Genomic DNA, 19,303 nt, shown 5'->3' on the forward strand with positions numbered 1-19,303 from the left:
CCCGAAATAGAGGACTGGACTCTGAAGCGACAGGCTCCACGGGTTCATTTTTCACCCTTATACAGCTCCCGCAAGCGTACCATACTCAGACAAGCTCAATCTTGGGATTAAGAATGAGAGAAGAATAGGCATTTAGTCTACGAGACCTGCGGGATATCCCAAAAGGTAAACCCGCTTCGTAGCGCGTGTGATCGCCGTATAAATCCAGCGAACTAAATTGCGATCTTCGGGGAGGTAGCCGACGAAGCTTAGGTCAACAAAGACGCAAGCCCACTGTCCCCCCTGTGCCTTGTGTGCCGTGACGGCATAGCCATACTTCACCTCCAGCGCCCCCCAGAAGGGATCACGGCGTATAGCTTTTCGGCGATCCGTGACCGAAGGGATATCAGCATAGTCTGCTGCGATTAGCTCAAAGAGTCGCTGACGCTCAGCCTGAGTGCGCTGAGGAGTGGGATCTTCGAGCGAAGTAAGCAGGAGGCGCACCTCCAGCGAGTCATCTCGATCGGGGAGGTAAATGGTAGCATCGGCGAAGTGCAGGCCATACTCGTAGTAGTGGCGACCGATACGCTGCACTTCGATGATCTCACCGTTGGCAATGAAGTCAGATCGGTCGGGGCGCTTGGTGTAATGGTAGTTATTGCGAGCGACGATGAGGCGTTCACCTCGCACCACAGGCTCTTCCTCATAGAAGAGGACAGAGCTACGGATAGCATGGTTGCACTCCAGGGCGAGCTTATTCGATGGGCAGATGACCAAGCATTCTTCCTCCCCATACTTGCGGTAAGCCTCATCCAGCCTCTCGATGAACGTCCCGCCTTCAACTGGGAAGATCCCTCGCCATCCCTCTGTCTCCAGATGAATCGGCAGGATCTCCTCGGGATCTTCATCAGCATATTCGTCCAGAAGCTCACGGAGCTGGGTAGCATTATGCAGGATCCCCCCACGCTTCTGACGCACGACTTCACGCAGCTCCATCCCGTAGACATGGAGCCCGTAGCGTGAGGTAAGGACCTCTGCATTGAGCGCATCGCTGAGAGGAGTACCCACGGGAGGGAGCTGAGCCGTATCACCGACAAAGATGAGCTTAGCCTCATCCGCAGACCAGACATAGGACAGGAGGTCATCAAGAAGGTTGCCCGAGCCAAAGGGCGTCATCTCACCCATATCCCCTGAGATCATCGATGCCTCATCGACGATGAAGAGTGTCGGAGTCGCCCCGCTTACTCGTCCCAGCTGAAAGCTTCCACCCTCCTCCTGCATCTGCGTTGAGGCACGATAGATCGTGCGGTGAATCGTCGAGGCAGGGCGACCCGTAGAGGCGGACAAGACCTTTGCAGCTCGGCCCGTCGAAGCCATGAGCTCCACACGCAAACCCGCTCGCTGAGCCAGATCAGCTATCGTACGCAGAAGGAACGTCTTTCCCGTACCGGCATAGCCTGTGAGGAGGAAGAGCGCATAGGGCGAGGGCTCTTCTATATATTCGTAAAGGGTACCCAGTGCTTCCCGCTGGTCGCTGGTATAGCCATCCAGCGGAAGAGAGCTGAGGGCGCTAAGGAGCGCTGTATACGGCATGTAATAATAATTTCTATCTTTGTCCGTGTGAAGTTACGAATTATAGGCATAGGAACGGTCTTAGTAGCTCCACGCAATGAGACTCGTCTAACTCAAACTACTACATAGATCCAACAATGAAGAAAGTTATCCTCGCATTAGTAGCCTTGGCCGTAGTGGCACTTGCCTACATCACGATCCAGAGCGTGCTGGCACCAGTAACCTTCGACAAGAAGCAGAAGAAGATTGAGGTAGAGCTCCAGAAGCAGCTCAAGAAGATCGCAAGCCTTGAAGAAGCCTACAAGAGCGTCTACGACAAGTACGCCAACAAGGAAGAGCTGATCGACTTCGTACAGAATGGTCGTGTATTCTACATCCGTGCAGAGGGCGACTACACCAGCGCCATGCGTGACCAGGGCCTCACCGAAGAAGATGCAGCTCGTCGCGGGCTCATCCGTCGTGACACCGTCTGGGTCGCAGCTAAGGATACCCTGCTGAACGACGGCACGGATCTGGCTAAGCTCTTCATCATCCCCAACAACCCCGACTCTTCTATCCAGGTCGTAGCCAGCTCTATCGAGCAGGAAGTGGGCGAACTGAAGATCCAGATGCCCGTCTTCCAGGCATCAGCTTCTTACGAAAGCTACCTGAATCCTCTGAAGAACGAGCGTCGTGTACGTGAGAAGGTCGAAGCTGCTAAGGCTAAGACGAACGCCTTCCCCGGTCTTCGTGTCGGCTCTCTGACCGAAGCTAAGACGAACGGTAACTGGGAGTAATGACTCCGATACCACAGATCACAGCAGCTGAGGCTGCTCACTACAGCTTGTCCATCCGAACCACTTCGGGTGGACTTGCTTTTTGTATCACCTCCGAAGGGACGGAGGGTGCCGATGCTCCCCGCTGCATCCATAGCGGGAGACTCGAGGCATCGGCTTCGGCACACTCCGTCTACGAGGTTCTGCAGGAGCTGTACTTCACGTATGAGTTCCTCAGCTACCCCTACCGCTCCGTCCAATTCTTCTATGAGCCTGAGCAGGCTGTACTTGTCCCCACGTCCCTTCTGCAAGAGGGAAGAGATGAGCTTTGGCTCCCCCACTCCGAGGACGCTGCAGGGTCACGACAAGGTGAGGCCTTGAGCGCCCTACGCTACACGCTCCCAGACGACGCGAAGACCTTCGTCCTCAGCTGGCAGCGCGAAGCCTATCAGTTCCTTCGCCGCACGCTCCTGCTTGTCAAGCCCGAGCCACACTTCGCACCCATAGTAGAGGAAGAGCGGTCGAAGAGTAGAGCGGCCCAAGGACGTGAGCTCCTTCTCCTCCTTCGCTCCAGTGCAATGGACCTCTTCATCATCGCAGGCGGAGAAGTCGAGGCATATAATAGCGCTCCCATCATCTCGGGGCACAATGAGGAGATCGTAGCAGGCGAAGTCGTCTTCTACACCTTCGCCTTCTGGCGCCACTTCGCTCTTGAGGGGAATGCAGACCGCCTCACGATAGCCTTCAGTGAGGAAGAGAAAGCCCCTGCACTTGCACAGCTCCAAGGAGCGGCCCGCGAGGCGAGCGAACTGCTTCGCCCCTATATCTCACAGATCACCATCCAGGGTTACCGTAGCCTTCCACACGCTGGGAGCGAGGCAGCCACATCCCCACAAGCTTAAGAGAACATGCGCATCATCGGAGGTAAGTACAAGCGCCGCCGCTTCGACGTACCCAAGAGCTTCAACGCCCGCCCCACGACAGACTTCGCCAAGGAGAACCTCTTCAACGTCCTTCAGTACTACATCAACTTTGAGGATGCCACGGCTCTTGACCTCTTCAGCGGGACGGGCAGCATATCGGCAGAGCTCATCTCCCGAGGCTGTAGCCGTGTGATCGCGCTCGAGCAGCGACGGGAGCACGCACTCTTCATTCGCTCCATCGCTCGCGAGCTGAAGGAGGAGGGGCGCCTGCAGGTCTTGCAGTCCGATGTCTTCCGCTACCTCCAGACCTCGAAGGGCGGAAGGTCGCAGTTCGACTTCATCTTCGCCGACCCACCTTACAAGCTGAAGGAGATCGCTACCCTCCCGCAGATGATCCTTAGCTCAGGGCTCCTCAAGAACGACGGCGTCGTCGTCGTGGAGCATCCTGGCACGTATGACTTCTCCGAGCTCCCCCACTTCGCAGAGCACCGCGAATATGGCTCGGTCAACTTCTCCATCTTCACCCTCGCCGAAGACGAGGATGAAGGCGAGGCCGAAGAATAGCCCAGCTATGCTCAACGAGGAAGGAGCGACCAGCGAAGCCCAGCTCTTGGAGCTCTTGGCGCTACGAGCAGCGGGCCTTCCGCCACGCAAGCTCCTTCGCCTCTTCCTCTCGGACGAAGCTAAGCCTGCCGAACTTCCCTTAGATCTACCGACTGACATCGATTGCTATCGTGAGATGATCGAGCGAGCCCTTCCTCTGGCCGAGGAGGAGCTCGCTCGCTGTCGTCAAGCGGACATCACACTACTCCCCTACTTCACCAGCGACTACCCCGTAGCTCTTCACGCCTTGGGCGGAGCGCGCCCCGTGCTGCTCCATGCTAAGGGCGACCTTGGTTTACTTCAAAGTCCCGCCTCCATCCTCGGCATAGTCGGCACACGCCAGCCAAGTCCCGAAGGTCTCGCCGCTGCCCACCGCATAGCCTACGAAGAGGCGGAGAAGGGGCGAGTCATCCTAAGCGGCCTGGCCTATGGGTGTGACGCCGCAGCCCACCACGGGGCACTCGAAGCGACAGGGCGTACCATCGCCGTCATCGCCACGGGCCTTGACCGCGCACACCCCGAGGCACATCAAGCACTCCAAGATCAGATCATCGCCTCGGGGGGGCTTGTGCTCTCCGAATATCCGCTGGCTACGCCCGTCGACACGTACCGCCTCGTTGCTCGTGACCGCCTGCAAGCCGCCCTCAGCGCCGAGCTTCTCGTCATCGAATGCGGTGCCCAAAGCGGCACGATGCACACCGTGCGCTTCGCCGAAAGGTACCACCGCCCGATCTTCGCACTCCCTCCCCACACCGACCGCCTCCCCTCGCTGGAGGGGAATAGACAGCTCCTCCAATCTGGGCGCGCTAAGCCCTGGTAAGAGCGCCTTATATGCGGAGGGAAACTTCCGTATATGCGCAGCGAAATTTCTGTATATACGAAAATAAACTTCTGTATATGCGAAAAAATATTTCTGCATATACGGAAATTTTCTTCCGCATATACCCAAGGAAATCGCTGTATATACGCTCATCTTTCACCTCCCTTTCAGCTCTACGACGAAGCCCCTTTGCCCTCGCTCCGACAGCTATGATCAGAGTGCTCGGACAAGCAAAACGAGCGCTCCCCGCATCCAGCTGAGACAGCCGAATGCGGGGAGCGCCTTATGAAAAGAGGTAGCCGAAGCTATGTCTTCGCTTAGCCTTCGATAGCCGCGATACCGGGGAGCTTCTTGCCCTCGATAGCTTCGAGAAGCGCACCACCACCCGTGGAAACGTAGGAGACCTTGTCAGCGTAACCGAACTTGTTTACGCAAGCGACACTGTCACCACCACCGACGAGTGAGAAGGCACCGTTAGCCGTAGCTTCAGCGATAGCAGCAGCTACAGCACGTGAGCCATCAGCGAAGTTGTCCATTTCGAAGACCCCCGTAGGACCGTTCCAAAGGATGGTCTTCGAGCCAAGGATGACTTCGCGATAAGCCTTGATGCTGTCGGGGCCGATGTCCATACCGATCCAGCCAGCGGGGATATTATCGTTCTGAGCGAAGTCCGTCTTAGCATCATTGCTGAAGGCATCAGCGATCTTCGAGTCTGTAGAGAGGACGAGGTTCACGCCGTTAGCCTTAGCCTTAGCGACGATCTCGCGAGCCAGATCCAGCTTATCATCTTCGCAGAGGGAAGCACCGATGTTGCCACCAGCAGCCTTAGCGAAGGTGTAGGTCATAGCACCCGTGAGGATGAGGTTGTCTACCTTGCCGAGGAGGTTCTCGATGATGTCGATCTTAGAAGAGACCTTCGAGCCGCCCATGATAGCGGTGAAGGGACGCTGGATATCCTGCATGACCTTGTTCACAGCATCTACTTCCTTACCCATGAGGTAACCGAAGAGCTTGTGGTCAGCATCGAAGTAAGCAGCGATGAGCGCCGTAGAAGCGTGAGCGCGGTGAGCCGTACCGAAGGCATCGTTGACATAGACGTCAGCAAGAGCAGCGAGCTTCTTGGTGAATTCCTTCTGGCTTTCCTTGATCGCCTTCTTAGCAGCAGCCTTCTCTTCGTCAGAAGCATCTTCGGCCAAGCCACGGGGCTTGCCTTCTTCTTCAGCGTAGAAGCGGAGGTTCTCGAGAAGGAGAGCTTCGCCGGGCTTGAGGTTAGCAGCCAGCTCACGAGCTTCTTCACCTACGCAGTCGGGAGCGAACTTGACATCGACGCCAAGGCACTTAGACACGTGAGCGAGGATGTGGCGGAGGGAGAACTTATCCTCGACCTTCTTAGGACGGCCAAGGTGAGAGCCGATGATGACCGAGCCACCGTCAGCGAGGATCTTCTTGAGGGTAGGGAGAGCAGCGCGGATACGCGTGTCGTCGGTGATGTTGAAGTCTGCGTCGAGGGGCACGTTGAAGTCCACACGGACGAAAGCCTTCTTACCAGCGAAGTTGAACTGATCAATCGTCATAGAGTAATTGAGCTAATAATACATTACTTGAATTGCCCACAAATGTACGTAATTATGAGCACTTATGGCTATTATCGTTATCTTTGTGACAGTATATATAATGCACTAAGAGTATGAATAGTCGCCTCGCCGAGCAGATATCTTACCTCCTACTACGCCACGAGTACGTCGTCGTACCCCAGTTGGGTGGATTCATCAGAGAGAAGCTCCCCGCCAGCTATGACCGTAGCAAGCATCTGGCCTACCCTCCCTCTGCCGAGCTCCACTTCAACGCCGAGATGACCCACAGCGATGGGCTTCTCGAGGAGCGCTATGCCCTTCTCCTGGGGCTATCACTTCGTCGTGCTCGCCTCGTACTCGAGGAGGAAGTAAGCCAGCTGCGTCACCAGCTCATCCAGCAGGGCACGTATCATCTCTCAGGCATCGGGGAGCTCCAGCTCTCCCGCGAAGGGCACCTCAGCTTCACGCCAGATAGCGCCGCCCTGGCTACAAGCGCCAGTGCTTACGGCTATGCCCCCCTATCTCTCCCCACACTGCCTCAGGCGATCAGCAGCAGACGAGCACTCTTGAGCGAGCAGGACAGCCGCTATATCTCCCTGCGCCTCCCCAAGCGTGCGCTGGGCTATGCAGCTGCCGTCGTCATCGCCATCCTTGCACTCCTCCCCTGGGGGAACAAGGTCGAGACGGAGCAGCACTATCAGGCAGGCTTCACTCCTTCCGTCGAAGTGGCACGCCAGCTCTTCGGTGAGGAGAAGAAGGTCGATGCTTCTACCGAAGCCACAGCCAAGGACGAACAAGGCAACCTCCGCTGGTCTACCGAGCAGGACGGCCGCTACTATATCATCATCGCTACCGAGCGCACCGAGGAGCGTATCCAGACCTACGTAGAGCAGGCTCGCACTACCCTCCCCGAAGCCTCGCTCACAGCACTGCGTTCTCCCCATGGTCGCACGATTCGTCTTGCACTTACCTCCTTTGATTCCTCTGCTGAGGCCTATGCTTACCTCAACGAGCTGGTGAAGGAGCATCCTGCCCACCGCTCAGCGTGGGTCTTCCACAACAACTAAGACTTAGCTGCTCCCAAGACGACAGCAGCTCCTCTCCATACAAGTGGAGTCCATCTCCCCACACGACATCGTCACACAGATTAAAGCCGAGGCCCTTCGCCTCGGCTTCTCTGCATGTGGCATCGCAAAAGCCGGCGCTGTCCCCGAAGCTATTCTGCAGGAATACGACTCATGGATCGAGACGGGCTACCATGGTGATATGGATTACTTAGCCCGCAATCGTGAGCTAAGAAGTGACCCGCGCGTGCTTCTCCCTGGGACAAAGACACTCATCATGGTAGCGATGAACTACTACCCTGAGACGAAGCAAGCCCCCGAAGCCCCACAGTTCGCCTACTATGCCTACGGGCGAGACTACCATAAGGTCGTCAAGAAAAGGCTTGACCAACTCTTAGCCTTCATGCGCTCCGAGCTACAGCTCCCCGTCACAGGGCGCGCCTTCTCTGACTCCGCACCGATCATGGAGCGCTATTGGGCCGAGCAGGCAGGGCTTGGCTGGCGCGGAAAGAACAGCCTACTCATCATCCCACGTGCAGGGAGCTACTTCGTCTTGGGTGAGCTTCTCATCGACATAGAGCTACCGACGGACAGCCCGATGCGCAACCTCTGCGGACGCTGTGAGCGCTGCCAGATCTCCTGCCCGACAGAGGCTTTCCTCGAGCCTGGGCGTATCGATGCACGCCGATGCATCAGCTACCTCACCATCGAGCAGAAGGGTGAGATCCCCCCCGAACTCCGCGAACGCATGGGACGTCGGGTCTACGGATGTGATGCCTGCCAGCAGTGCTGCCCATGGAACCGCTATGCTCGACCCACGACCATCGCCGACTACACTCCACGCGAAGCCCTGCTCTCCCTCTCCCCCGAGGAGCTCGAAGCGATGAGCGAAGAAGAGTACTTAGCTCTCTTTGCTGGCACAGCTGTCAAGCGAGCAGGTCTTGCGGGCCTACAGCGCACGATGCGTGATCTGCGAGACAACTTCACCTTGCCCATAGACACCGCTTCTACTTCAAGCGCAGTCCGTCGCTTCATTCGCCCTACCACAGACGATACCACCTCCGAGGGCTAAGCCACACTCGACCAGATAGGATCAGCTCTCTAACAGACGAAAAAAGGGCTACCCAGAGTAGTATAGGAATAAGACTATACTGATCAATAAAGCAACCTATATTGGTCAGCGGGTCAACCTACTATTAGGTCGTTGCTCTGCGTAGGGATAAAAGTTATGGACGAGTGGCAAATAAGTTTGGACTACGTACGTGGATCTAATATCTACGTACGTGGATATTTGGATTGACGTGCCTGGTCTTTAAGACTACGTGCGTAGATAGAAGAAAACCACTACAGGAAGGTGCTTTTTCTTCGCGAGAAGGACACTTTTTCCTCCGCTGGATAAGAGGAGCACTCGCGATAAAGCGAAGGGCTTGTGTATCTCTTCGGAGGGGCATTATCGGGGAGCTGAGCACACGATGCCTTAGCACGATTAGTAGGGGGAAGGACTCTGAGGCAACAGTCTCATATTGGTTGAGCCAGTGACCAATATAGATTCACGGCCATCATGAATAAAAGAATGCCTAAAACTCCCCTTATAAGGGGATATATCCCTGGATGAATTATCACCCACCTTCTTCTAATCCATTCAGTTCTTGTACCTTTGCAGACGAATGCACGAGATGACCACCATCCTTAGCTTAACACACTTAATCCGTAGATGAAACAAAGCCTTCGCCTCGGCCTTCGGGCTCTCGTCCTCACGAGTCTTTCCCTCCTCTCTGTACCCGCCATGGGGCAGAATATCCAGCTGCACTATGACCTGGGTCGCTACCTCTACCCCAAGGTACAGGCTGACCGTCCGCGCATGACGATGACCGTAGAGCAGCAGAGCCTTGACCGCTTCGGCGATACGTTCTACTTCGTCGATATGTCCTTCCTCCAGCAGGGAGCAGTGAATGCCAACTGGAAGTTCATGCGCAACCTACGCTTTTGGCAGGGTCCACTCTCTTGGCACGTGCGCTATGACGGCGGCCTGCGCTTCATCAATGCCAATGCTCCCGAACCTGTGGGCTCACGTGCGATCTCGCTCAATGATGCCTTCATGACGGGGGTGACCTACACCTACCTCAGCCCCGAGCGTCGCACGATGCTCAGCCTCACCCCACTCTACAAGTATATACGTGGGATTGCCCAGCCACACAACTATGAGCTCTGCGGAGTGTGGAAGTTCGCTCCTGGCAATGGTCTCATCACCGCTACGGGCTTCTTCAGCTGGTGGCATCAGAAGGATCCCCGCATCGGTTGGGGCACAGACTTCAAGTTCATGTCGCAGCCACAGGTGTGGTGCAACCTCAATAAGATCCCAGGTGTCGCACCAGACTTCAATCTCAGCATAGGTAGCGAAGTGCGCATATCGAAAAATGTTGATGCCCCTCAGTGGCTCGTAGCACCGACACTCGCCCTCAAATGGAGCTTCGGTAAATAGCCCCGAACGTATCAAATAAGCGAAGCCCTTAGGACTGATCAGTCCTAAGGGCTTCTTCTTATTTCATCGCCTTCAGCACAAGCTGTAGCAACCTCCCGCTCGGGCTTGTACCCAACCATCCAGCTCGAGATCAAAGAGCTCACTTCGGACGGTCATCAAGTCCATACCCGATAGGCGGGATAGCTCATCGACAGAAAGCACACCCTGCTCTATCAAGATAGCGAGCAAAGGATGAGGTGGATACTCCCTCGCGGGAGAAGGGAGAGCTGGCTTTTCTACAAGAGGGGTAGAGAAGGGATGTGCTTCTACTCCTTCATCCAAAGCCCCCCACCCCAGCTCCTTTATCATCGAGGACGCTCCAAGATAGAGATGGGCACGCTGCTCCTCGATGAGCTTATGACATCCAATACTCTCAGGATCGGTCAAGCGACCAGGACAGGCGAAGACTTCGCGTCCCGATTCCAGAGCATAGCTTGCCGTAGAAAGCGACCCACTATGTTCGCCCGCCTCGATGACGATAGTTGCGGCACTTAGCCCGGCGATGATACGGTTACGCGCAACGAAAGCCTGACGATAGGGCTTTACCCCTGGCGGATATTCGCTTACCCAAGCACCTCCATCACGCAGGATCTGCTCGGCGATCCGCCAGTGCGCACTCGGATAGAGCGTATCCAACCCATGGGCGAGCACAGCCACCGTCGGAAGACTCAGATTTAGCGCAACCTCATGAGCCTGTATATCGACTCCGTAGGCCAGCCCACTGACAATCGTAGATGCAGGGCAAGTAGCCGACAGCTCTCTCACCACCTGCTGGGTAAGTACACGGCCATAGTCGGAGATACTTCGCGTACCGACGACACTCACATGCTTACGCTCCGCCCAAGCTACATACTCCCCGCGCACATACAACACCATGGGTGGAACGGCAATCTCACGAAGAGGCGCTGGATAGTCCTCACTAAGAAAGAAGATGGGGCGAATACCTTCCCTCTGACAACGCTCCTCGATACGCAGAGCCTCTTCAACCATAGTAGGCGAAGCCAGCTGCTGCGCTATACGCTGAGGCAGTCGGGGAAGGATACGAGCACGAAGCTCCGCATCAGTGAAGAGAGCCGTAGCAGAACCAAGGGCTTCGATGAGCTCAATAGCAGAGCGAGGGCCGACGTACTTAGTGAGGGAGAGTGCAATGGTATAGGTCCGCTCGGTCGGAGTAAGGCTGGAAGGCATAGATGCTAAGGTGAAAGTAGTAGAGAAGGCTGAGCCCCCGCCCTTCTCCAGCGGAAGGAGAGAGGCGAGGGCTCAGTCGAAAGTATTGGAAGAGGTGTGCGAAGCGGCTTAATGTGCCAGCATATCTTCGGTGATGTTGGTGAACTTGTTGTCCTTGATATTACGGTAGGCAACAGCAGCACCATCCCAATACGTGGGGAAGCCACCACGAACTGCTCCGATGAAGATCAGGCGGATCTTGTGCCAGCCAGCCTTCAGAGCTACGCTCTTGTCTCGACGGCTCGACTTAGCTACTTCACCGCTATTGTCGATGAGGAGCTTGCCATCGATATACATCTGATCAAGGTCCGTAGAGAAGACATAGACACCATCCTTGGGAATCTTCACATAGCCATCACCGATGACAGCCTTAGGCTTGATCTCTGCCATGTGATTCTTAACGACGTCAGGACGAAGGTCTTGAGGATGCTTGGCGATACCCTTAGTCCAGTTCGTCACACCAATAAGATCAGTAGCCTGATAGTAGTCTCCAATAGAGGTCTTCGTAGCCAGACCTGGCTTGAGGTTAGCAACGGTAGCTGCAGGAGCAAGAGTCTGCTTCTCAAAGGTAATCTCACGTACGGGGCTTGTCTTACCTGAGGGAAGGATAGAAGCTACACGGATGACTTCGCTCTTGGTGACCTTGAGAGGCATGGTGTAGCTCTCAGAGGACAGCGTGGGCGTGCTACCATCACGCGTATAGACGATACGGATAGGGCGGGTCGTCTTGAGAGACAGCTCAGCGCTATCGGTGAAGGCGATGAAGTTGAGCGAAGCAACCGTCTTCTCGTAACTATCCTTAGGATTTACGTTAGGCAGAGGCTGCTCTGGCTGAGGGATATGGTAGTTCGCACCATGCATATCAAGGCGGACATACGCATTGTCAAGACGGCGATTGAAGTCCTTGAAGTCACGACCAGAGATGGGCGACCAGACGGCTTCTGCAAGAGCGATCTCACGAGGGAAGGCACGGTACTGCATGATCTCTGGGGTATAGAGATACTCAGCCCAGAGGTTGGTCTGTGCCCCCTTGATGTGGTGACGCTTATCTGGAGCGATAGCTTCGGGGATCGGATTGTAGTTGTAGACCTTCTCAAGAGGAGCATAGCAGCAGATAGCTACGGGCTCGATCTTGGGGTCACCCTGATAGTGGTCAATATAAAGGCCACCGCTACCAGGGGTCATGATCACGTCGTGGCCCATATTGGCAGACTGGATACCACCATCTTCACCACGCCAGCTCATAACGGTAGCCGTAGGAGCAAGGCCACCTTCGAGGATCTCATCCCAGCCGATAAGCTTCTTCCCATACTTAGCGAGCATCTTCTCTGCACGGCGGATGACGTAGCTCTGGAGCTCGTGCTCATCCTTCAGACCTTCAGCCTTGATGCGCTTCTGGCAATTGGGACATTCCTTCCAGCGATCCTTAGGACATTCGTCCCCACCGATGTGGAAGTATTCGCCTGGGAAGAGGGGTACGACTTCGTCGAGTACATTTTGGATGAACTCAAAGGTCGACTCCTTACCAGCGCAATAGACATCATCTTCGATACCCCAAATATTACGTACGATATACTTACGACGGTTGGGGAAGCAGGTAAGCTCAGGGTAAGAGGCGATAGCACCCATACCGTGACCTGGCATCTCAATCTCAGGGATGATCGTCACAAAGCGATCCTGTGCATAGCGAACGATCTCGCGGACCTGATCCTGCGTATAGAAGCCACCGTAGCGACTGCCATCTCCTTCGATACGCCAAGCACCGACCTCAGTAAGGCGGGGATACTTCTTGATCTCAATACGCCAGCCCTGGTCCTCTGTGAGGTGCCAGTGGAGCTTATTGATCTTAAACATAGAGATGATATCAATGTGCTTCTTCATCTCGTCTACCGTGAGGAAGTGGCGGCATACATCGACCATCACACCGCGATACTCAAAGGCAGGCTCATCAGAAATACGAACGGCAGGGATCGTCCAAGATGCCGTGGGGAGAGTCCCGACCTTAACTGCAGACTCGACCTCTGCAGGGAGTAGCTGCATCAAGCTCTGGAAGCCCCAGAAAAGAGCCTTCGCCGAACGACCAACGATCTCGACACCGCGGGAAGAAGAGTTCAGCGTATAGCCCTCATCGCCAAGGGCGAGCTTAGGATCAATGCGAACGAAGATAGCCTGCTGAGTAGCCTTAGCACCAGGTACTACACGCAGTGAGAAGCCCGTAGAGCGATTAATCTTTTCGGTGAAGAAGCGAGCGATCGTCACAGCTGAATCACCAGAGGCAATGACAGGTGTAGTCGCTGTCAGGCGAAAAGCAGGGAACTTGAGCTCCTGGAGTTGCTTAGGACGAGGGATAATGTTGATCCCCTTGTCATACGAAGGCACGGGGATAGACACTCGAGAGAGAGCGCTGGCAGCCCACGCAGCAGTCCCTCCTATACAGAGAGCCAACGCACAGGCCATGCTTGTAAATAACTTCTTCATTGAGTCTATTTGAATGATATGATCAGCGCTACTGATAAAGCCTTAAGGAAAGACTCATCAAACGCTGTAATGCAAATATATGGAAAAACGAGTAGCCCGAGGCTTGCGCTGGAGTAGCGTACACTACTCCGGGCAATAGCCTCGGGTCACTTGTTAACTCAGGTTCACGCCGACTGGCCCGACCTGATCGGTAAGATCTACCAAGCGAAGATAGGATAGTTAGCCATCATTTCGTTGACTTCCTTGCGGACAGCAGCGATGACAGCTTCATCTTCGGGCGCAGAGAGGACGCGGTCGATGAGGGAGACGATGTACTCCATCTTATCTTCCTTGACACCACGAGTAGTGATAGCAGGCGTACCGACACGGATACCCGAGGTCTGGAAAGCCGAGCGGCTATCGAAGGGAACCATATTCTTGTTCACCGTGATGTCAGCTGCTACAAGAGCCTTTTCAGCCACCTTACCGGTCAGTTCGGGGAACTTACCACGCAGGTCGATGAGCATGCAGTGGTTGTCCGTGCCGCCAGATACGACACCGTAGCCACGGCGTACGAAGGCTTCAGCCATAGCCTGAGCATTTTTCTTGACCTGACGACCGTATTCCTTGAATGAGGGCTGGAGAGCTTCGTAGAAGGCTACTGCCTTAGCTGCAATGACGTGCTCCAGAGGACCACCCTGTACACCTGGGAAGACTGCAGAGTCGAGGAGTGCGGACATCTTCTTGATCTCACCCTTAGGCGTAGTCTTGCCCCAAGGATTATCGAAGTCCTTACCCATAAGGATGATACCACCACGAGGACCGCGCAGCGTCTTGTGCGTCGTGGAGGTGACGATATGAGCGAACTTGACAGGATTATCGAGAAGACCTGCAGCGATGAGCCCAGCGGGGTGAGCCATATCGACGAGGAAGATAGCCCCGATCTTATCTGCGATCTCACGGATACGCTTGTAGTCCCATTCGCGAGAGTAAGCCGAGCCCCCTGCGATGATGAGCTTAGGCTTGTGCTCGAGAGCACGCTGCTCCATCTGATCGTAGTCCACGCGACCCGTTTCTTCGCTGACATTGTAGTCGATAGCATGGTAGAGAATGCCTGAGCTATTGACAGCAGAGCCGTGGGAGAGGTGACCACCATGGGCGAGGTTCAGCCCCATGAAGGTATCGCCAGGGTTGAGACAGGCGAGGAGAACGGCCATATTTGCCTGAGCACCTGAGTGAGGCTGTACGTTGGCCCATTCAGCACCGAAGAGCTGCTTGATGCGGTCGATAGCGAGCTGCTCAGACTTGTCTACTACTTCGCAACCACCATAGTAGCGCTTACCAGGATAGCCTTCTGCATACTTGTTGGTCATGCAGCTACCCATAGCCTTCATGACTTCTTCACTGACAAAGTTCTCAGAGGCAATGAGCTCAATACCCTTGAGTTGTCGTTGACGTTCCTCTTCAATCAGAGTGAAGATAGCGGAGTCGTTCATAGTTTCTTACGTGTTATTGTTTGGATGGATATAGTTGAGTGATGTACTCTTGTGCTTCGTGCTATTGTACTTACTGAGTGTATTCTTATCTCTACAAGGCAAAGATAAGAATTGTATCTATATATCAAAGCTTTCCCCAAGAGTTCTTTTGGGATGCTCCGAAGAAGCTCTTCAAAGGGCCTCAAGAGTCATCAAAAAGAGGGAGACAATCTACTGAATCATAGCATATAGCACCGCAATAGGGCTACTCTCATCCCTTAGCTCTCTCCCCCACTCTATACCACACTATAGGTGCTAACATAGAGACTGAATATCTAAAATATTTTGAGAAGGGGAAATACTACCAAGGATAGAGGCAGCGACCTCCTCCTCTATATAAAAGTAGCAAGCATGAGAGATAGTAGTCGACCAATGTATAATTCGCAAGCTTACACCTTAAGTTCTGTGCAAAAAGAAGCCCCTCCCTTCGTCCCGATAGGACGAAGGGAGGGGCATTACTTACTTAGACCTTAGTGCTTATTCCTCTATCGTAGGAGCGATACAAGCACAGAAGGCGGGGATCAGATTGCGGTCGCCGAAGCCATTGTCTACGCGAGCGACATTGATCCAGAACTTATTCTCACGCAGGTAAGGCAGCGGATAAGCAGCCTTTTCACGAGGGTAGCTGTGTGACCAAGAGTCAGAGACTACCTCGTACTCAGGGTGAGGAGCATTCTTCAGCACGTTGTCTTCGGCGTCAGTACGACCGTCCTTGATCTCCTGCATTTCACCCCAGATGCACTGCATCACATCAAGGAAGCGATCCAGCTCAGCCTTACTTTCACTTTCGGTGGGCTCGATCATGAGCGTGCCATGTACAGGGAAGGAAAGCGTAGGAGCATGGTAGCCGAAGTCCATGAGGCGCTTAGCGATATCGCTCTCGTCGACACCGTAGGTTTCCTTGAGCTTGCGGCAGTCGAGGATCAGCTCGTGACCGACGCGGCCCGTTGCCCCCGTGTAGACGATACCATAGGTATCCTTGAGACGGACAGCCATGTAGTTGGCATTGAGGATTGCCGTGCGAGTAGCACGCTCAAGCCCCTTCGTACCCAGCAGGCGGATGTAAGCATAGGAGACGACATCAATACCAGCACTACCGAGAGGAGCAGCAGAGACGACGTTCCCTTCGATGGGCTCGTAGTCGACGCCATAGCCATGCGTAGGCTGGTAAGGAGCGAGAGCCTCGGTCATACAGATAGGACCACTACCAGGACCACCACCACCGTGAGGGATAGCGAAGGTCTTATGCAGGTTGAGGTGACAGACGTCTGCACCGATGAAGCCAGGGTTAGTAAGACCTACCTGAGCATTCATATTCGCACCATCCATGTAGACGAGGGCTCCACAATCATGGATACGCTTACAGAGGTCGATGATGTTCGTCTCGAAGATCCCGTGCGTACTGGGATAAGTGATCATCATCGCAGCGAGGTCATCCTTATGCTCCTCGGTCTTCTTCATGAAGTCTTCCCAGTCGACATTACCATGCGCATCGCATGCTACGATGACGCACTGGTAGCCACACTGTGAAGCCGAAGCAGGGTTCGTACCGTGAGCAGAAGCAGGTAGAAGGATCTTACTGCGGTGACCACCTCCGTGAGCTTCGTGGTAAGAGCGGATCGTACGCAGACCGGCATATTCACCAGCAGCACCCGAATTAGGCTGGAGCGATACGACGGGCAGCCCCGTGATCGTAGCTAAGAGACCCTTGAGGTTCTCCAGCAGCTCGAGGGAGCCCTGTACCTGCTCAGCAGGAGCATAGGGATGGATATTGCAGAAGGCTGGGTTGCTGAGAGGTATGACTTCCGTGGCAGCATTGAGCTTCATCGTACATGAGCCGAGAGAGATCATCGAGTGCGTCAGGGAGATATCCTTACGCTCAAGACGCTTGATATAGCGCATCATCTCGGTCTCCGTATGGTACTTGTTGAAGACTTCGTAGGAGAGGAAGGGCGAGGTACGTACGAACTTGCGATCAATGTGGATCGTGTGTTCGCCGACTTCGTCATTGAAGTTGCTCTCCTTGCCAAGAGCAGAAGCGAAGATGTAGCAGAGGACGCTGAGGTCTTCGGGCAGTGTCGTTTCGTCAATGCTAAGCAGAGCGACCGTACCACAGGGAGCATAGAAGAGGTTCACACGACACTCCTCTGCGATCTCACGGAGCTTAGCTGCAAAGCCTGCTTCCTCGGGGAGGATGACGCAGAGTGTATCGAAGAAGTTCTCATGCAGGAGGCGATAGCCGAGATCCTGAAGCTTCTTTGCGAGGAAGCCCGTGTAAGAATGGACACGGCGTGCAATATTCTTCAGGCCTTCGGGACCATGGTAGACGGCATAGAAGCCACTCATCGAAGCCAGCAGAGCCTGAGCGGTACAGATATTACTCGTAGCACGCTCGCGCTTGATATGCTGCTCGCGAGTCTGCAGGGCGAGGCGATAGGACTCCTTGCCCAGGCGGTCCTTACTCAGACCGATGATGCGGCCTGGTAGCGTACGCTTGTACTCCATGCGACAAGCGATGTATCCAGCCGAGGGACCACCGAAGTACATGGGCACACCGAAGCGCTGAGCTGAGCCGAAGACGACGTCAGCCCCCCATTCTCCTGGAGGCGTCAGCAGGACAAGACCGAGGAGGTCAGCAGCGACCCCAACCTTGATATCTGCGTCGTGAGCCTTGGTCACAAACTCAGAGTAGTCATTGACACCACCGAGTGAGCCTGGGTACTGTACGATTGCTCCGAAGAACTCGTCACCGAAGTCGAACTCGTTCCACTTGCCGAGGACAACCTCGATCCCCTGAGGGATACAGCGCGTGAGGATGACATCACGAGTGGAAGCAAAGACGTCCTTGTCGACGAAGAGCTTGCGTGCACCGAGCTTCACCTTAGCCTTAGAGCGCTCATTGAAGAGGAGGAAGGCGGTTTCAGCCCCAGCCGTTGCTTCATCGAGGAGGGAGCAGTTACTCAAGGGGAGTGCCGTCAGGTCTGTGATGACCGACTGGAAGTTGAAGAGCGCTTCAAGGCGACCCTGAGAGATCTCTGCTTGATAGGGAGTATAGGATGTGTACCAGACGGGATTCTCCAGTACATTACGCTGGACGACCGGGGGGAGTACGGTATCGTACCAGCCTTGGCCGATGTAGGAGGTATAGACTTCGTTCTTAGATGCAAGGTCTGCGATATGCTCAGCAAACTCCCGCTCAGTCATAGGCTCGGGGAGATCCAGAGGCTTGTCCAATCGGATGTTGGAGGGTAGAGTCTGGTTGATGAGCTCATCTAAGGTCTTCACCCCGATGGTACGAAGCATCTCATCGGCATCGTGCTGCCCCACGCCTATGTGGCGGATGGAAAAGTCATTGGTGTTCATTGGCGAACGTTAGCTTAAGTATTGTTATAGTAGTCGTACGCTGATCTATCTACAGCGTACCAAAGGTAGGTATTTTGCAGGCTCGTTGTACCTCAATGATTTACAAAAATATCTTACAAAGTTTACCGCCTTAGTATTAGCTTGTTACCCCATCAAACACCACCACCACACATTCCTTAATGTGAGTAGGAGACTACTATATACTTAGAGTAAATAACAGCTAAGGTTATCAAGATGTGACAGGTATCTATATAGAAAGAGAGCACAGCTTTAACTATGCTCTCTTCTTTGGCGGTATGGACGGGACTCGAACCCGCGACCCCCTGCGTGACAGGCAGGTATTCTAACCAGCTGAACTACCACACCGTGCTTGCTGATTTGCGTTGCAAAGATAGTATAAGTTTTCCAAGCCTCCAAATAATTCCCATTTTCACCAGCCGATCCCATGAAGAGACCATTGTGCAAGGCCATCTCTTCACCGCTTACACTTTCCTAACTTCGGTCTTCTCAGCCTAAAGGCTCCGATTTTCGAGGCAAGAAGGTACAAGCAATGAAGAAGTAGGCTTGCGCAATGGCTCCGTATATAGGTATATGGGGGTGTGGGTAGAGCTATATAGGATGGCGAAGAAAGCCATATAGCTTTGCTTGGATTCCTATATAGCTCTGGACTGATTCCTATATAGCTTTGTGAAGTGACCTCTATTAGGTTATTGGTCCGCGTAGGGAGAAAAGTTGTGGACGAATGGTAGATAAGTTTGAGCTACGTACGTGGATCTAATATCTACGTACGTGGATATTTGGATTTATGTGCCTGGTCTTTAAGACTACGTGCGTAGACAGAGGAAGACCACTGCGTGAAGGCGCTTTTTTCTTCACGAGAAGGACACTTTTCCCTCCGCTGGATAAGAGG

The 19,303-nt window shown here is 54.3% G+C and carries 13 protein-coding genes and 1 tRNA gene; 7 read left to right on the top strand and 7 right to left on the bottom strand.

Annotation, left to right across the window (positions count from 1 at the left end; all coding sequences use genetic code 11):
- Window positions 1–132: 132 nt before the first annotated feature.
- On the bottom strand, window positions 133–1,572 hold the full coding sequence (locus tag HMPREF1323_RS05595) for an ATP-dependent DNA helicase (protein ID WP_009433223.1): 1,440 nt from the start codon (window positions 1,570–1,572) through the stop codon (window positions 133–135).
- 116 nt (window positions 1,573–1,688) lie between these two features.
- Between HMPREF1323_RS05595 and HMPREF1323_RS05600 the strand changes: the two genes are divergently transcribed.
- The 4 genes from HMPREF1323_RS05600 to HMPREF1323_RS09005 are packed head-to-tail and all read left to right on the top strand — an operon-like array spanning window position 1,689 to window position 4,652.
- A complete protein-coding gene (locus HMPREF1323_RS05600) occupies window positions 1,689–2,327 on the top strand; it encodes a hypothetical protein (protein WP_009433130.1) in 639 nt (212 codons plus the stop codon).
- A complete protein-coding gene (locus HMPREF1323_RS05605; protein ID WP_009433038.1) occupies window positions 2,327–3,208 on the top strand; it encodes a DUF3822 family protein in 882 nt (293 codons plus the stop codon). The genes HMPREF1323_RS05600 and HMPREF1323_RS05605 overlap by 1 nt, the downstream gene beginning before the upstream one ends.
- 6 nt (window positions 3,209–3,214) lie before the next feature.
- A complete protein-coding gene (rsmD, locus tag HMPREF1323_RS05610) occupies window positions 3,215–3,793 on the top strand; it encodes a 16S rRNA (guanine(966)-N(2))-methyltransferase RsmD (RefSeq protein WP_009432921.1) in 579 nt (192 codons plus the stop codon).
- Window positions 3,794–3,800: 7 nt separating this feature from the next.
- Window positions 3,801–4,652, top strand: a complete 852-nt coding sequence (locus HMPREF1323_RS09005) for a DNA-processing protein DprA (protein WP_009432975.1) — start codon at window positions 3,801–3,803, stop codon at window positions 4,650–4,652.
- Between the two features lie 317 nt (window positions 4,653–4,969).
- Here HMPREF1323_RS09005 and HMPREF1323_RS05620 read toward each other — a convergent pair whose 3' ends face one another.
- On the bottom strand, window positions 4,970–6,226 hold the full coding sequence (locus tag HMPREF1323_RS05620) for a phosphoglycerate kinase (protein ID WP_009433108.1): 1,257 nt from the start codon (window positions 6,224–6,226) through the stop codon (window positions 4,970–4,972).
- Window positions 6,227–6,339: 113 nt separating this feature from the next.
- On the opposite strand from HMPREF1323_RS05620, the gene HMPREF1323_RS05625 reads away from it, so the two are divergent.
- The 3 genes from HMPREF1323_RS05625 to HMPREF1323_RS05635 all read left to right on the top strand — a co-directional run bounded on the left by HMPREF1323_RS05625 (window position 6,340) and on the right by HMPREF1323_RS05635 (window position 9,772).
- On the top strand, window positions 6,340–7,293 hold the full coding sequence (locus HMPREF1323_RS05625) for an HU domain-containing protein (protein ID WP_009433192.1): 954 nt from the start codon (window positions 6,340–6,342) through the stop codon (window positions 7,291–7,293).
- Between the two features lie 43 nt (window positions 7,294–7,336).
- Entirely contained in the window at window positions 7,337–8,362 is a 1,026-nt protein-coding gene (gene queG, locus HMPREF1323_RS05630) for a tRNA epoxyqueuosine(34) reductase QueG (protein WP_009433076.1), read from the top strand.
- A 642-nt stretch (window positions 8,363–9,004) separates the two neighbouring features.
- A complete protein-coding gene (locus HMPREF1323_RS05635; RefSeq protein WP_009433006.1) occupies window positions 9,005–9,772 on the top strand; it encodes a DUF5020 family protein in 768 nt (255 codons plus the stop codon).
- A 72-nt stretch (window positions 9,773–9,844) separates the two neighbouring features.
- Here HMPREF1323_RS05635 and dprA read toward each other — a convergent pair whose 3' ends face one another.
- From dprA to HMPREF1323_RS05660, 5 genes are all read right to left on the bottom strand, one after another.
- Window positions 9,845–10,999, bottom strand: a complete 1,155-nt coding sequence (gene dprA, locus HMPREF1323_RS05640) for a DNA-processing protein DprA (RefSeq protein ID WP_009432923.1) — start codon at window positions 10,997–10,999, stop codon at window positions 9,845–9,847.
- Window positions 11,000–11,107: 108 nt separating this feature from the next.
- Window positions 11,108–13,516: a family 20 glycosylhydrolase gene (locus HMPREF1323_RS05645; RefSeq protein ID WP_009433098.1), complete on the bottom strand. Its 2,409-nt coding sequence runs from the start codon at window positions 13,514–13,516 to the stop codon at window positions 11,108–11,110.
- Window positions 13,517–13,713: 197 nt separating this feature from the next.
- Complete coding sequence (glyA, locus tag HMPREF1323_RS05650) at window positions 13,714–14,991, bottom strand: serine hydroxymethyltransferase (RefSeq protein WP_009433095.1); 1,278 nt, start codon at window positions 14,989–14,991, stop codon at window positions 13,714–13,716.
- A 516-nt stretch (window positions 14,992–15,507) separates the two neighbouring features.
- Window positions 15,508–18,393 carry an aminomethyl-transferring glycine dehydrogenase gene (gene gcvP, locus HMPREF1323_RS05655; RefSeq protein ID WP_009432922.1) on the bottom strand — a complete coding sequence of 962 codons (2,886 nt, stop codon included), beginning with the start codon at window positions 18,391–18,393 and terminating at the stop codon, window positions 15,508–15,510.
- 289 nt (window positions 18,394–18,682) lie between these two features.
- Window positions 18,683–18,759, bottom strand: a tRNA-Asp gene (locus HMPREF1323_RS05660).
- Window positions 18,760–19,303: the final 544 nt, after the last annotated feature.

This window comes from Porphyromonas sp. oral taxon 279 str. F0450, from assembly GCF_000292995.1.
GTDB lineage: Bacteria > Bacteroidota > Bacteroidia > Bacteroidales > Porphyromonadaceae > Porphyromonas > Porphyromonas pasteri.

Bases quoted from the DNA above. Each gene is read 5' to 3' on its own strand.
- HMPREF1323_RS05605 (WP_009433038.1), top strand. From the start codon at position 2,327: ATGACTCCGATACCACAGATCACAGCAGCTGAGGCTGCTCACTACAGC.
- HMPREF1323_RS05645 (WP_009433098.1), bottom strand. From the start codon at position 13,516: ATGAAGAAGTTATTTACAAGCATGGCCTGTGCGTTGGCTCTCTGTATA.
- HMPREF1323_RS05620 (WP_009433108.1), bottom strand. From the start codon at position 6,226: ATGACGATTGATCAGTTCAACTTCGCTGGTAAGAAGGCTTTCGTCCGT.
- HMPREF1323_RS05635 (WP_009433006.1), top strand. From the start codon at position 9,005: ATGAAACAAAGCCTTCGCCTCGGCCTTCGGGCTCTCGTCCTCACGAGT.
- dprA (WP_009432923.1), bottom strand. From the start codon at position 10,999: ATGCCTTCCAGCCTTACTCCGACCGAGCGGACCTATACCATTGCACTC.
- gcvP (WP_009432922.1), bottom strand. From the start codon at position 18,393: ATGAACACCAATGACTTTTCCATCCGCCACATAGGCGTGGGGCAGCAC.
- HMPREF1323_RS05595 (WP_009433223.1), bottom strand. From the start codon at position 1,572: ATGCCGTATACAGCGCTCCTTAGCGCCCTCAGCTCTCTTCCGCTGGAT.
- HMPREF1323_RS05625 (WP_009433192.1), top strand. From the start codon at position 6,340: ATGAATAGTCGCCTCGCCGAGCAGATATCTTACCTCCTACTACGCCAC.
- rsmD (WP_009432921.1), top strand. From the start codon at position 3,215: ATGCGCATCATCGGAGGTAAGTACAAGCGCCGCCGCTTCGACGTACCC.
- HMPREF1323_RS09005 (WP_009432975.1), top strand. From the start codon at position 3,801: ATGCTCAACGAGGAAGGAGCGACCAGCGAAGCCCAGCTCTTGGAGCTC.
- glyA (WP_009433095.1), bottom strand. From the start codon at position 14,991: ATGAACGACTCCGCTATCTTCACTCTGATTGAAGAGGAACGTCAACGA.
- HMPREF1323_RS05600 (WP_009433130.1), top strand. From the start codon at position 1,689: ATGAAGAAAGTTATCCTCGCATTAGTAGCCTTGGCCGTAGTGGCACTT.